Genomic DNA, 13,165 nt, shown 5'->3' with positions numbered 1-13,165 from the left:
TGGCCGGGCTATGACATCGTCACATCCCGGCCAGCCGGCCGATCCGCACGGCCCGAGGCCGGAGGGCGAGGGCACCAGAGGCCGCGCCGAGCGCCGCCGTGAGCGGATCCGCCGCGACATCCAGGCGGCTCGCACCGGGCGCAAGCTGATCCCCACCTGGTTGATGGCGCTGGTCCTCGGCCTCTTCCTGGCCGGCTGGCTCTACTTGATCATCACCAAATAGATCACGACCTTCTTGTGCGCCGGTCCGCTGTGGTGCGGATCGCTTGCTCCCGCGCGGGCCGGGCGGCCTGATCTGGCCGCTGGCGCGTCCAGAGCGATCAGCCCACCCTTCACTGCCCGTGGACGGTTCCGGAAACCACGTCCTCCGGCACCGGCAAGCGGGCCGGCCCAGTGCCGCGGATCCTCGGCGCCGGCGGCGTACCGAAAAAGGGTGTCGGCCGAGCGGACCTGGGGCGTCGAGCGGGCCGGAAGGGTCCGGGTCTGCGGGTCGCGGGGTCGGTGAGCTCACTGGGGAGCCCAGCGCGCACGGCTGCGCGCAGGCCGCGGGACAGGGGATCTGCGGGCGGGCGGGGAACGGGGCGGCAAGAGGGGTGCGGACGCGCCGGGTTTGCGGCAGGCTAGGCGTTATGGCCGAGATCCTGGGACCGGGCATCAACGAGTACCTGCTCGCACACTCCACACCCGCCGACGCGGTGCTGCGCGAGCTGGCCGCCGAGACCGAGGCCTCGCTGCCCCCGGAGTACGTCGAGATGCAGATCGCCCCGGACGAGGGCGCCCTGCTCACCATGCTGGTCCGGCTGACCGGGGTGAGCAACGCGGTCGAGGTCGGCACGTTCACCGGCTTCTCGTCCATCTGCATCGCCCGCGGCCTGCGGCCCGGCGGCCGGCTGCTGTGCTGCGACGTCTCCGCGGAGTGGACCAAGGTGGCCCAGGAGTACTGGGTGAAGGCCGGCGTCGCGGACCGGATCGAGCTGCGGCTGGCGCCGGCCATCGAGACGCTGCGGGCGCTGCCCGCCGACCCGGTGATCGACTTCGGCTTCATCGACGCCGACAAGATCAGCTACCCGGCGTACTACGAGGAATTGCTCCCGCGGCTGCGCCCCGGCGGCCTGCTGGCGCTGGACAACGTGCTGCGCGGCGGCCGGGTGCTGCACGCCACCGACCCGGCCGACCGGGCGATCGCCCAGCTCAACGACCGGATCGTGGGCGACGAGCGGGTCGACTCGGTGATGCTGCCGGTCCGCGACGGGGTGACCCTGGTCCGGCGGCGTGACTGAGAAAGACGGCGGCGGCACTGGGACGACGGCGGCGGGACTGAGAAGACGGCGGCGGGACCGGGCAAAGCTGCGACTGATCGAAAGCCGGTTTGCCCCTCCGCTGCAACCGGGAGGCCGTCTCCTGAGTCGGTGACGATCGGGCGAAGGCAGACCCAGGTGACGTACGCCATGGTGGCGGCCGTCGCGATCCTGGCCTACCAGTTCCTGCCGGACCAGGCCTGGTGGCTGGCCACCTGGCAGGTCACCATCGGCTGGCTCGCCACGGCCGCGATCGTGCTCGGCGCCCGCCGGCAGGCGCCCGGCGACCGGCTGCCGTGGTACCTGCTGGCCGCCGGCGTGTTCAGCAACGCCACCGGGATCGGCGTCGCCAAGGCCTGCGCGCTGCTCTGGAACCTGAGCGACCTGCCCACCCCGGCCGACCCGTTCTTCCTCGGCCTCTACCCGGCCTGCGCGGCCGGGATCGCGCTGCTGATCCGGCGCCGCGACCGGTGGGCCAACGGGACCGCGCTGCTCGACGCGGCCACCATCACCACCGGTTTCGGGCTGCTCGCCTGGGTCTACATCATCGACCCGATCAACCTGGTCAGCCAGATGGACCGGCTGGCGCACGCGGTGCAGGCCGCCTACCCGATCGGCGACCTGCTGCTGCTGGCCATGATGACCCGGCTGCTGCGCAGCGCCGGCAGCCGCGGCCCGGCCCTCTGGTGGATGGCCGGCGCGCTCGGCACGCTGCTGCTCGGCGACAGCTCCTGGGTGATCCTCGACAACCTGGGCGCCCCCGGCCTGGCCCTGCAGGAGACCCCGTGGTTCGTCCGGATCCTGGAGTCGGTGTTCCTGGTCGCGTTCTCGCTGTTCGGCATCGCCGCGCTCGACCCGGCCGCGGGCACGCTGGCCAAGGCCACCCAGGAGGACGCCACCCGGCTCGGCCCCGGCCTGCTGGCGCTGCTCACCGGCGCCTCGCTGATCGCCCCGGGCCTGCTCGCCCTGCAGGTGCACGAGGGGCAGGTGGTCAACGGCTGGAGCATCGCGATCGGCTCGACCGTGCTGTTCCTGCTGGTGGTGGCCCGGATGGCCGGCCTGCTGCGGGAGGTGGAGCGGCAGGCCCGGCAGGTCCGCGATCTGGCCCGCTCGGACGAGCTGACCGGCCTGCCGAACCGGCGCGCCTGGAACGACGAGGTGCCCCGCGCCCTGGAACGGGCCCGCCGCGACCACCTGCCGGTCGCCGCCGCGATCGTCGACCTGGACCACTTCAAGCGGTTCAACGACACGTTCGGCCACCCGGCCGGGGACCGCCTGCTGAAGGCGGCGAGCGCGGCCTGGCACGGCACGCTGCGCTCGGTGGACCTGCTGGCACGCTACGGCGGCGAGGAGTTCGTGGTGCTGCTGCCGGGCGCGGACGCGGCGAGCGCGTACGAGGCCCTCAGCCGGATGCTGGCGGCCACCCCGCAGGGCCAGACGTTCTCCGCCGGGCTGGCGGTCTGGGACGGCGAGGAAACCTCGGAGGAGCTGCTGCAGCGTGCCGACCAGGCGCTCTACGCGGCCAAGGCGCGGGGCCGGAACCGGATCGAGACGCCGGTCGCCTGACCGGCGGCCGCGGTCAGTAGTTGCCGTAGACCCGCCACCGGTTCTCCTGGTCGGACAGCTGCCGCGGATAGACGGCGAACTCGTCGACCGTGCCGGTGAGGTACGGGTTCTCCGGTGGCGACGGCCAGGTGTCCGCCGGCCGCATCGGGGCGCCGCCGACGCGCCAGTAGCCGGTCGCTGCGGTGGCCGCCAGCACACTGGTGGTGACGGTCAGGACCCCGTCGACGTACAGCTTGAGCCCGGCGGCGCCGACGCTGCCCATCACGTGGTGCCAGTTGGCGTCGTCGACCGCGGCGGCGCCGGCCACGGTGACCGCCGCGCCGCCCTGCAGCACGCCGAACTGCACCCGGCCGGTCGGATCGACGTAGAGCAGCCGGTCGCTGAAGCCGCTGCCGAGCCGGGTCGCGGTGCTGGCGAAGCCGGCGATCACGCCGACGTCGTCGACGCCGACGCGGATCATGCATTCGACGGTGAACGCGGCGGTGGCGGCGGCGCCGGCGTACTTGGCGTTGGAGGCGTTCACGGTGCCGCCGAACGCGACCGAGGTGGAGCCGGCGTGGCCGGTCTTGGTGCCGAGCAGGCCGCCCGCCTGCTCGGCGGAGATGGCCGGGTACATGAGGCCGACGAAGGTGCTGACGGTGGTTCCGGTGGTCGCCGCGGTGGCGAGCGGATAGCCGTTGTACACCCGGACGTCGTCGATCTGGCCCAGCCAGGGCTCCACGGTCGAGCCGCCGGACAGGCGGCGGCCGATCTGCAGCGCGGTGACGGCGACGGCCGGGATGGAGCTGAAGGCGACGCTGCTCTGCGCGACGCCGTCGACGTACAGGCGGAGCGTGTTGTTGTAGTCGTCGTGCACGCCGACCAGGTGCACCCACTGGTTGATCACCGGAGCGGTGACGTCGCCGTAGACCGGCACGGTGGTGCCGCCGCTGGTCAGCACCCGCATCACCCACTGCCCGGCGGGTTGGTCGTAGCCGAGGCTGACGGCGTTGGCGCCGGCGGTGTTCTCCGACACGGCGGTCCGGGTGACGCTGCCGTCGGACAGCTTCAGCCAGGCGGACACGACGAAACTGCTGGTGGTGTTCAGCTGGGCGGCCGGTCCCTGCACGTAGCCGGCGGAGGACAGGGTCAGCGCGTTGCCGTCCCGACCGGCCGCGAGGCCGGCGGCCGGATTCAGGGCGACCCCGGCCGAGCGGGCCGGGGTGCCCGGCGCGCCGGTGCTGGCGGACGTGCTGGTGTAGGTCGGGTTCGTGCCGGTGGCCTCGGTGAACGGCCAGCGGGCGGTGGGCCGCACCTGCAGCTGGGCCAGTTCGGTGGCGCTGAGCACCCGCCGCCAGGCGCGCACCTCGCCGATCTGGGCGGTGCCGTCACTCATGCCCTTCCACGCGGCGTCGCGGTACCGGCCCAGGCCGATGCCGGCATTGGTGGACGGGTGAAAGATGGTGTGCGGCACCTGGCCCTCCTGCACCCCGTTGACCCAGAGGTACAGGGTGGTGGTGTCGAACACCGCGGTCAGCTGCACCCAGGTGTTGGCCTGGACCGGGGTGCTGCCCAGCGCGTAGTCGAAGGCGACCGCGGAGGTCTGCGGATCACCGGCCATGGCCGCCCCCCAGCAGGTGGCGGCGGTGTTCGGACAGTGCCCGGCGTAGTCACCGAAGATCATCAGGTCGCTGCGGGGGTAGGTGCCGGTGCCACTGGGCGTACCGGAGGAGTTGCCGGTCATGTGCAGCACCCCGACCCGGGTGCTGGCCGAGGTGGGCGCCATGCCGCCCGGGTTGAACCAGACGCTGACGGTGAACGCGCGGTCCGAGCGGAACGGCGACAGCAGCGCGGACAGCGAGCTGCCGCTGTTCGGCTGGACCGCGCCGCCGGTCGGGCCGGGAATGCCGGCGGTCACACCGGTGCCGTTGATGAAGGCGGTGTTGCCGGCCCCGGAGCTGTCCCGGAACACGGTCGAGCCCACCGGGTCGTCGAAGCGCCACCACGGGGTGGCGTTGGTGGTCGCGGTCTCGTACACGCCGGGGCTGGTGCCGGTCGCGTCGGCCGCCGCCGAGCCGGCCGTCGCCGCCTGCGGCTCGTCCATCCGGTGGTAGAACGCCGGGCCGGCGCCGCTGATCAGGGCCGGCACGCCGGGGAAGGCCGGCGAGGCGGCCACCGTGCCGGGCACGCCGACGTTCGCCGTGTATCCGGCGCCGGCGGCCTGCCAGCATCCGTAGGCCAGGACCGTTGCCAGGAGGGCCGCGGCGGCCAACCACCTCACCCTCTCCGGTTCGGCACGCTGGGCTGACACCTGAATCGCTCGCGGCGGTGCCGGGGGTGACGGGCGTGCCGGGGCCCGGCGTCATCGTCCTCCCGGCGCATCGCCACGACCAGCAGCACCAAGGTCACCACCAGGGTGGCCAGCACTTTCCGGTGCTCCCCGCGGCCGTGCCAGTAGACCGGCAGGCCGATCCAGCGGATGAGCAGGCGTGGCAGCCCGCGGACCGCACCGGGTGGCACCGGTGTGGAGTCCTCGGCAGCGTTGGCGTCCCCCTTGGTGACCAGGGTGCCGTCCGGGTTGCGCCGGACCACCCGGTGCAGGAGCAGGCGGCCGGGCCGGGCCGGATTGTCCACCAGCACCGGCATCCCGGGTTTGAGATCGCCGGCGCGGACCGGGCCGGCGATCGCCACGTCGCCGGGACGGATCCTGGGCAGCATCGATCCGGAGATCACCACCGCGCTGGTCCAGCCGAAGGCGATCGGGAGGATCGACCAGAGCACCGCCACGACGCACGTGCCCAGGAGGATCCGGGCCAGCACGCTCGCGGTGAACCAGGCCCATTCGCGGGCTTCCGGCGCGGTCATCTCGAGCCCAGTCCTTCCGGCCGGGTACAGGGAAAAGCTCGGCAAAATAGGGATAAACACTAACGAAATCCCACACGGGAGTGGCCGGCTTCGGGTAATCGTCCGGTCGCCGTTCCTCAGTTGCCCGGTGGCGGTACCGATCGGGAGAGCCGTTGGTGTCCGACCTTGGTAGGGAGATGACATGTCAGAGACGGCCGCCGGGCGTCGCCGCCGCCGACGTCGCCGGATCTCCGGGCTTGCCGTCCCGCTGAGCATTCTGCTCGGCTCCCTGCTGGTCTGGCAGTCGTCGGAGTCGGCGTACTCGGCCACCACCTCGACGTTAGACAACACCTGGACGTCGGTCAGCGTGGCACTGACCAACAGTCAGGTGGGCGCGGCGGTGTTCACCGTGCCGGCCGCCGTGCCGGACGCCACGGCGAGCTCGATCACCCTGGCCGGCTTCTCGCCCAGCAGCGCGCGGACCGGCGGCCAGCGGTGCGTCATGGTCGACTACCAGACCGCGGCGCCCGCCAAGATCCGGATGCGGATCGACGACGCCGCCGACCCGCTGTCCTCGGCTCTGGAGATCGTGGTCGACCAGGGCACCGGCGCGAGCGACGCCGCGTGCACCGGTTTCACCAGCAACAACACCTTCGTGTACGGGTCGGCGAGCAACAGCACCGCGAAGGTCAGCGGTTTCCCGACGACCTGGGTGGGTAGCACCACCGGCGAGTGGACGGCCTCGGGCGCCGGCCAGCTGTGGTACCGGATCACCTGGCTGCTGCCGTCCACCGCGGCGGCGGGCACCTCGGGCGCCAGCGCCGACTTCAAGTTCCAGTGGGAGGCTCAGGCCTACTGATGTCCGCGGGCCGGCGGAGGTCCAGCCGTCCCCGGCGCCGCTCGCGGGGCCGGGGACGCTGGTTCGCGGTCGCCCTGGTCCTGGCCGCCGGGGCCGCGCTGCCGGTCGCCGGAGCGGGCTACACCGGCACGACGTCAACCGGCACCAGCACCTTCACGGCCGGGACCGTGGCGATCTCCGCCTCGGCGCCGGCCGGGAAGGTGTTCGCGGTGTCCAACGCCATCCCCGGCAGCTACGGCGCGGCCTGTGTGATCACGTCCTACACCGGGACGGCACCGGCCACCGTGAAGATGTACTTCCCGACGGTGACCGGGACGCTCGGCAACTACCTGGTCGCCCGGGTGCAGAGCGGCACCGGCACGCAGACCGACTGCTCCGACTTCGGCTCGCCCACCACGCTCTACAACGCCGCCGCGCCGGCGGCCGGCGGCCCCCTGCTGGCCACCTATCTCGCCGCGCACACCGGCTGGAGCACCGGCGACGGCGCCTGGCCGGTCACCGGCCCGGCCACCCGGGCGTGGAAGTTCGAATACCTGCTGACCAGCGACGACAACGCGCAGAACAGCAGCCTCAGCTTCACCGCCACCTGGGAGGCGCAGACCTGAGGTGGCCGGACGGGCGCTAGGCCCCGGCGGGGCCGAGCAGGGCGGCGGCGTGCCGGCCGGCGGCGGCGGCGGCCAGGAAGTAGTGGTAGTCCTGGTCGAGTTTGCGGCCCATCGTCGACAGCGGCACCGCAGACGCGCGCAGCGCCTCGTCGAGGCCGTCGACCGGGACCGTGACGACGCGGTGACGGTCGCTGAGGAAGTCGAGGTCGGCGGCCAGGGCCGCCTCCAGGCCGGCCGGGACGGGCAGGTCGGCTCGGGTCAGGGCGACTTTTCCGTACGCCGTGAGGCTGTGATGCGACACGCCGCGGTGCCGGGCGCGCCCGTCCTCGTGGGAGATCCGCAGCGAGCCGACCGGCCGGCCGTCGAGCACCCCGGCCGCGTTGACCGCCTCGCCCAGGGCCACCCCGGAGAAGCCCCACGCCGTGCCGGTCCCCAGGTTGCCCGGGCCCTGCGCGACGATGGCCACGTCGGCCCGCAGGACGTGCCGGGCGGCGAGCAGCCCGGTGTGCACGGTGCTCGCCTCCAGGTCACCGCCGAACGCCTGGCCGGTGGTGACCGTGCCGGCCAGGTGCCCGGCCAGCCCGTCCAGGGTGCGGGAGAACCAGGCGGGCAGCGCCCCGCCGTCGGTCATCACGTAGGCGACCGTGGCGTCCGGCCGGTCGGCGTGGACCCCGGCCAGGATCGCCGGCAGCGCCGAGTGCAGGTCGGCGGTGACCACCGGCATCCCGTCGAGCGACTCGGCGGCCTCCATCACCGCGCGGTGCGGCGACGCCTCCTCGTCGACGCCGAGCAGGATCGGCTGCAGCGGCGTGTAGCGGGCCTTGACCAGGTGGCCCGAGTCGCGGGTGGTGCCGGCGTCGGCGGGGTCCGCGGGCAGCCGGTCGGGGAGCGCCACGACCAGGGCGTAGCCGCCGGTGCCCAGGCCCATGACCAGGGCGCCGACGTTCAGCAGGACGCGGTCGCCGGGCTCCGGGGAACCGACCAGGTGCGGGTAGGCGAGGGCGCGGAGCGGCCCCTGCTCGGTGGTGACGTCCAGTTCGACGGCGCCACGCCAGCTTCGTCGTACCGAAAGAACCGTCCCCGAACGCCAGCGCACCATGTGCCGGACCCTATCGGTCCAGTCCGCCGTCGATGTGGTCGCGTCCCGGCTCGCCACGGGTCGGGTCCAGGAAGACGTACCGGATCTCCGGGAAGCGGTCCCGCAGCCGGCGCTCGGCCTCGTCCGAGGCGGCCTCGATCTCCTTGCCCGGCACCGTGTCGTCGAAGTCGACCTTGGCGGCGACCAGGATGTCGCCGGGCCCGATCTGCATGGTCAGCAGCGTCGGCACCGCGGTGACCACCGGGATGGCCCGCAGGTCGGCGGCGATCTGGTTGTGGATCCGGCGCGGCACCGCCCGGCCGACCAGCAGCGACACGTTGCTGCGGGCCAGCACCGACGCGACCACCAGCAGCAGGCCGCCGATCAGGATCGAGGCCAGCCCGTCCCACAGCTCCTGGCCGGTGAGCTGGGCCAGGCCGAGCCCGGCGGCGGCCAGCAGCAGGCCGATCAGCGCCGCCGAGTCCTCGAAGAAGACCGCCTTGACCGTGGTGTCCGGGGTGAGCCGCAGGAACCGTTGCGGGGTGACGTTCCACCGGCGGGACTGGTCGCGGACCTGGCGGCGGGCCTTCAGGAAGGACGCGCCCTCGGCGGCGAACGAGACGGCCAGCACGAGGTAGGACACCAGGTACTCGCCGGCGCCCGCACCGCTGAGGATGGTGGTCACGCCGTGGTAGATCGAGAACCCGGCGCCGCCGACGAAGGTGAACAGGGCGGCGATGAACGCCCAAACATAACTCTCCTTGCCGTACCCGAACGGGTGTTCTTCGTCCGCCGGTTTTCGCCCCCGGCGCAACGCCACGTAGAGGAAGACCTCGGTCACCGTGTCGGCGACCGAGTGGGCGGCCTCGGAGAGCATCGCCGCCGATCCGGACAGCAGGCCGGCGATCAGCTTGGCCACCGCGATCACCAGGTTGGCCAGCAGCGCCAGGAGCACCGTGCCGACGCTCTCGGTCTCGGCGCGCGGCCCGGTGTCGGGCAGTCCGGCCGGGGTGGTCTGGGGCTCGGGTACGACGGTCACACCGGTCAACGTTCCCCGGGGTCCTCGCGTTTAACGGTCCGGACACGCGGGCTGCTAGGTTTCGTGTCGTGTCGCGCACTCGTACCGAGCGCCTGGTGAACCTGGTGATCTGCCTGCTGTCCACGCGACGGTTCCTGACCGCCGCGCAGATCGCCCTGACCGTGCCCGGTTACGAGCACGACCCCTCGGATCCCCGGGACCACGAAGCCTTCCAGCGCAAGTTTGAGCGGGACAAGGCGGAGCTGCGAGAGCTCGGCGTGCCGCTGGAGACCGGGACGGCCAGCATTTTCGACCAGGAGCCGGGGTACCGGATCGCGCAGCGGGAGTACGCACTGCCCGACATCCTGCTCGAACCGGACGAGGCCGCCGCGGTCGGCATCGCCGCCCGGCTCTGGCAGCACGCCGGCCTGGCCGCCGCGGCGTCCTCCGGGCTGGCCAAACTGCGCGCCGCCGGCGTCGAGGTGGACCCGCAGGCCACCCTCGGCGTGGAGCCGGTGGTCACCGTCGACCCGGCCTTCGGCCCGCTCACCTCGGCCGCCCGGGACCGCCGCGCGGTGACCTTCCGCTACCGGGTGCCCGAGCTCGACGAGCCGAGCGTGCGCCGCCTGGAGCCGTGGGGCGTGGTCTGCTGGCGCGGCCGGTGGTATGTGGTCGGCCACGACCGGGACCGCAACGCGGCGCGCTGCTTCCGGCTGTCCCGGATCGTCGGCGACGTCAAGGCGACCGGCCGCCCGGACGCGTTCACCCCGCCCGAGGACGCCGACCTGATCAAGCACGTGGCGGTCAGCTCCGGGCCGATCGCCCGCACCGGCCGCGCCACCGTCACCGTCCGGCCCGGCCGGGCCGCCGGCCTGCGGCGGCTGGCCAGCGAGATCGTCTCGGGTCCGGAGGGCGACAGATTGACCATTTCGTACGGCGACCCGGAGTGGCTCGCCGCGCGGATCGCCGGGTACGGGCCGGACGCCCGCGCGGACGGTCCCCCGGAGCTGCGCGACGCGGTCATCCAGCACCTCAAGGAGCTGGTCACCCGGTACGAGCCGGCCGCCCCGGCGGTGGCGTCGTGACCGGGCCGCGCACGCCGTCCGCCGACCGCCTGGGCCGGCTGCTCAACCTGGTGCCCTACCTGCTGGCCCGCCCCGGCATCCTGATCGCCGAGGCGGCCGCCGACCTGGGTGTCACCCCGAAACAGCTGCGCGAGGACCTGGAGCTGCTCTGGGTGTGCGGGCTGCCCGGGTACGGCCCCGGCGACCTGATCGACATGGCGTTCGACGGCGACCGGGTGACGATCAGCCACGACGCCGGCATCGACAAGCCGCTGCGGCTCAACCCGGACGAGGCGCTCGCCCTGGTGGTGGCGCTGCGGATGCTCGCCGAGACGCCCGGAATCGGCTCCCGGGACGCGATCGAGCGGGCCCTCGCCAAGATCGAGAGTGCGGCCGGTGACCTGGCGGACGCCCCGGTCGCCGTGAAACTCCCGGCCAACCAGGAGAAACTCGCCAAGGTGCGGGCCGCGGTGGACTCCGGGCACGCGCTGCGGCTGACGTATTACACGGCCGCCCGGGACGAGACCACCGACCGGGTGGTCGACCCGATGCGGATGCTGACCGTCGGCACGTTCGCCTACCTGGAGGCGTGGTGCCGCCGGGCCGAGGCGACCCGGATGTTCCGGATCGACCGGATCGACGCGTTCACCGAGCTGGACGAGCCGGCCCGGCCGCCGGTCGAGGCGGTCCCGCACGACGTCACCGACGGCGTCTTCCGGCCCGGCCCGGAGCTGCCGCTGGTCACCCTGCGGGTGGGTCGCGGCGGCCGGTGGATCACCGAGTACTACCCGGTCGAGCAGGTGGTCAAGGAACCGGGGGAGTGGCTGGTCACGATGCGGGTCACCGACCTGGTCTGGGCGCGGCGCTTCCTGGTCGGCCGCCCGGACGTGACCGTGGCCGGGCCGCCCGAGCTGGTCGAGCAGATCCGCGCCGCCGCGCACGAGGCCCTGGACCAGTACGCCGCGCCGGGCTGAACCGTGCGCGGCGGAGACGGCCGCTCCCGGATAGGGTGGCCGCTGTGCTGATGTGGGTCTGGATCGCCGTGGTGGCGGTCGCGCTGATCATCCTGGTCGTCGCCGCAGTGCGGCTGCTGGGCCGGTTGTCCGAGTTGCGCCGGGCGGCCGGCCGGCTGCAGCGTCGCCAGGAGGAGGCGATGCGCCTGCAGGCCGGGGCGGCGAAACTGGAGCAGACCATGCTGGGCCTGCAGCAGCGTGCCGAGCAGGCCCAGGAGCAGGTGGAACAGATCAAGGCCGGGCTCGGCAGATGAACTGGGCCGTTCCGGCCCCGTTGTCCAGGATGTAAACCGGATACGTAAGAATCTCGCGGGTTCCGGCATGCAACATCGCCGGAATTGACACGTACGATGGACCCCGCAACCTGATCCCACCGTCTGGAGTCATCCCATGAGCGGCGCCTTCAAGCCATGGCACCTCATTCTTCTCGTTGTCGTGCTCGTTCTGCTGTTCGGCGCGAAGCGGCTGCCGGACGCGGCACGTTCCCTCGGCCGCTCGCTGCGGATCATCAAGGCGGAGACCAAGGGCCTCGTCGACGAGGGCAAGAGCGACGACAACCTGGCGGAGAAGGCTGACGCGCAGTACTCGCGCCAGCCGCTGCAGGGCGACGTGCCGCAGCCGGGTTACCAGCCGCAGCCGGGTTACCAGCAGCAGCCCCCGCAGGGTGGCTACCAGCAGCCGCAGCCGGGCTTCCAGCAGCCGCAGCAGCCCCCGGCGCAGCCGTTCGTCGACCCGGTGCAGCGCACCAACGACCGCTGACCTAGGACGATGGCTTCCCTGAGCCTGCGCCGCAACAAGGGGCCGAGCAAGTTCGAGCAGGCGGCCGACGGCTCGATGACGCTCATCGAGCACGTCCGGGAGCTGCGTAACCGGCTCTTCATCGCCTCGCTCGGCGTGGTGGCCGGCCTGATCGTCGGCTTCATCATCTCCGACTGGGTCTTCGACCTGCTCAGTGGGCCGTACTGCAATCTCAAGACGTCCTGGGCGCTGAACGCCGAGGGCAAGCTGGAGTGCAAGTACCTGACGCTCGCCGCCACCGACGGTCTGATCATCCGGCTCAAGCTCGCGCTCTGGGTGGGCCTGATCGTCGGCGCCCCGGTCTGGCTGTACCAGCTGTGGGCGTTCATCGCGCCGGGCCTGCACCGCCACGAGCGCAAATGGGCGTATGTCTTCGTCGCCATCGCCGCCCCGCTCTTCATGGGCGGCGCCGTGCTCGCCTACTTCGTGGTCCAGCACAGCCTCCAATTCATCATGGAGGCCGGCGTCCTGAGATCGTCGCAGCAACTCGAGGTCACCGCGTACATCGGGTTTGTCACCACGATGATCCTGCTGTTCGGGGTGGCGTTCGAGTTCCCGCTGATCCTGCTGATGCTGAACTTCACCGGCGTGGTCACGGCCAAGCGGCTGCTCAGCTGGTGGCGCGCGGTGGTTTTCCTGTGCTTCGCGTTCGCCGCGATCGCGACGCCCGACCCGGGGCCGTTCGGCATGACGTTGCTGGCCGCCTGCATGGCGCTGCTGTACTTCGTGGCAGTCGGTGTCGCGTTCCTGAACGACAAGCGCAAGGGCGTCGGCAAGGAGCTCTACGAGGGTCTCGACGACGACGCGATCTCCACCCTCGAGGAGGAGCGAGTCCCGGTCGGCGCCTCCGACCCGATCGCGGCCCCCACCCCGATCGACGCGCCCACGTCGGTCGACGGCCCTCGGCCGATCGAGCGCCGATTCGACGACATGACCTGAGCTGGCTGGCTCCGCTTCGCTCCGCGGCAAAACGCCTGGTAACCGGTGACGGGGCAGGTGACTTCCCGCCGCCCGCAAACCCCGCGGGCGTCGAGAAGTCACGT

At 72.4% G+C, this 13,165-nt stretch carries 14 protein-coding genes; 10 read left to right on the top strand and 4 right to left on the bottom strand.

Annotated elements, in window-relative coordinates; genetic code table 11:
- Window positions 1-10 precede the first annotated feature (10 nt).
- The 3 genes from BJY16_RS39470 (at window position 11) to BJY16_RS39460 (ending at window position 2,864) form a co-directional block, all read left to right on the top strand.
- Window positions 11-223, top strand: coding sequence for a hypothetical protein (locus BJY16_RS39470; protein ID WP_185047000.1), 213 nt, complete (start codon window positions 11-13; stop codon window positions 221-223).
- A 406-nt stretch (window positions 224-629) separates the two neighbouring features.
- A complete protein-coding gene (locus BJY16_RS39465) occupies window positions 630-1,280 on the top strand; it encodes an O-methyltransferase (protein WP_185044626.1) in 651 nt (216 codons plus the stop codon).
- Between the two features lie 129 nt (window positions 1,281-1,409).
- The gene (locus BJY16_RS39460; RefSeq protein WP_239177855.1) at window positions 1,410-2,864 is read left to right on the top strand and encodes a GGDEF domain-containing protein; all 1,455 of its coding nucleotides are present in this window, start codon (window positions 1,410-1,412) and stop codon (window positions 2,862-2,864) included.
- 13 nt (window positions 2,865-2,877) lie between these two features.
- Here the strand turns inward: BJY16_RS39460 and BJY16_RS39455 are convergent, their stop codons facing one another.
- Together BJY16_RS39455 and BJY16_RS39450 are read right to left on the bottom strand one after the other, a co-directional pair.
- A complete protein-coding gene (locus BJY16_RS39455) occupies window positions 2,878-5,115 on the bottom strand; it encodes a LamG-like jellyroll fold domain-containing protein (protein ID WP_185044625.1) in 2,238 nt (745 codons plus the stop codon).
- Between the two features lie 5 nt (window positions 5,116-5,120).
- Entirely contained in the window at window positions 5,121-5,708 is a 588-nt protein-coding gene (locus BJY16_RS39450; RefSeq protein ID WP_185044624.1) for a signal peptidase I, read from the bottom strand.
- Between the two features lie 181 nt (window positions 5,709-5,889).
- Here BJY16_RS39450 and BJY16_RS39445 point away from each other — a divergent pair, with 181 nt between their 5' ends.
- Window positions 5,890-6,546 (top strand): helicase, encoded by a 657-nt coding sequence (locus tag BJY16_RS39445; RefSeq protein ID WP_185044623.1) that lies wholly within the window; start codon window positions 5,890-5,892, stop codon window positions 6,544-6,546.
- Window positions 6,547-6,755: 209 nt separating this feature from the next.
- Entirely contained in the window at window positions 6,756-7,151 is a 396-nt protein-coding gene (locus BJY16_RS39440; RefSeq protein WP_203759180.1) for a hypothetical protein, read from the top strand.
- Window positions 7,152-7,167: 16 nt separating this feature from the next.
- Here the strand turns inward: BJY16_RS39440 and BJY16_RS39435 are convergent, their stop codons facing one another.
- Both BJY16_RS39435 and BJY16_RS39430 read right to left on the bottom strand, forming a co-directional pair.
- Window positions 7,168-8,250: a DUF3866 family protein gene (locus BJY16_RS39435; RefSeq protein WP_185044621.1), complete on the bottom strand. Its 1,083-nt coding sequence runs from the start codon at window positions 8,248-8,250 to the stop codon at window positions 7,168-7,170.
- 10 nt (window positions 8,251-8,260) lie between these two features.
- The gene (locus BJY16_RS39430) at window positions 8,261-9,268 is read right to left on the bottom strand and encodes a cation diffusion facilitator family transporter (protein WP_185044620.1); all 1,008 of its coding nucleotides are present in this window, start codon (window positions 9,266-9,268) and stop codon (window positions 8,261-8,263) included.
- A 68-nt stretch (window positions 9,269-9,336) separates the two neighbouring features.
- On the opposite strand from BJY16_RS39430, the gene BJY16_RS39425 reads away from it, so the two are divergent.
- The 5 genes from BJY16_RS39425 to tatC all read left to right on the top strand — a co-directional run bounded on the left by BJY16_RS39425 (window position 9,337) and on the right by tatC (window position 13,061).
- Window positions 9,337-10,332, top strand: coding sequence for a helix-turn-helix transcriptional regulator (locus BJY16_RS39425; protein ID WP_185044619.1), 996 nt, complete (start codon window positions 9,337-9,339; stop codon window positions 10,330-10,332).
- Window positions 10,329-11,285 carry a helix-turn-helix transcriptional regulator gene (locus BJY16_RS39420; protein ID WP_185044618.1) on the top strand — a complete coding sequence of 319 codons (957 nt, stop codon included), beginning with the start codon at window positions 10,329-10,331 and terminating at the stop codon, window positions 11,283-11,285. The genes BJY16_RS39425 and BJY16_RS39420 overlap by 4 nt, the downstream gene beginning before the upstream one ends.
- 50 nt (window positions 11,286-11,335) lie before the next feature.
- Window positions 11,336-11,578 carry a hypothetical protein gene (locus BJY16_RS39415; RefSeq protein ID WP_185046891.1) on the top strand — a complete coding sequence of 81 codons (243 nt, stop codon included), beginning with the start codon at window positions 11,336-11,338 and terminating at the stop codon, window positions 11,576-11,578.
- A 136-nt stretch (window positions 11,579-11,714) separates the two neighbouring features.
- Window positions 11,715-12,083, top strand: a complete 369-nt coding sequence (gene tatA / locus BJY16_RS39410; protein ID WP_185044617.1) for a Sec-independent protein translocase subunit TatA — start codon at window positions 11,715-11,717, stop codon at window positions 12,081-12,083.
- 9 nt (window positions 12,084-12,092) lie between these two features.
- On the top strand, window positions 12,093-13,061 hold the full coding sequence (tatC, locus tag BJY16_RS39405) for a twin-arginine translocase subunit TatC (protein ID WP_239177856.1): 969 nt from the start codon (window positions 12,093-12,095) through the stop codon (window positions 13,059-13,061).
- The last annotated feature ends 104 nt before the right edge of the window (window positions 13,062-13,165 follow it).

The sequence above is a fragment of the Actinoplanes octamycinicus genome (assembly GCF_014205225.1).
GTDB classification, from domain to species: domain Bacteria; phylum Actinomycetota; class Actinomycetes; order Mycobacteriales; family Micromonosporaceae; genus Actinoplanes; species Actinoplanes octamycinicus.
The sequence above is the reverse complement of the archived record's forward strand: the minus strand, read 5'-3'. Positions and strand labels throughout refer to the sequence as shown.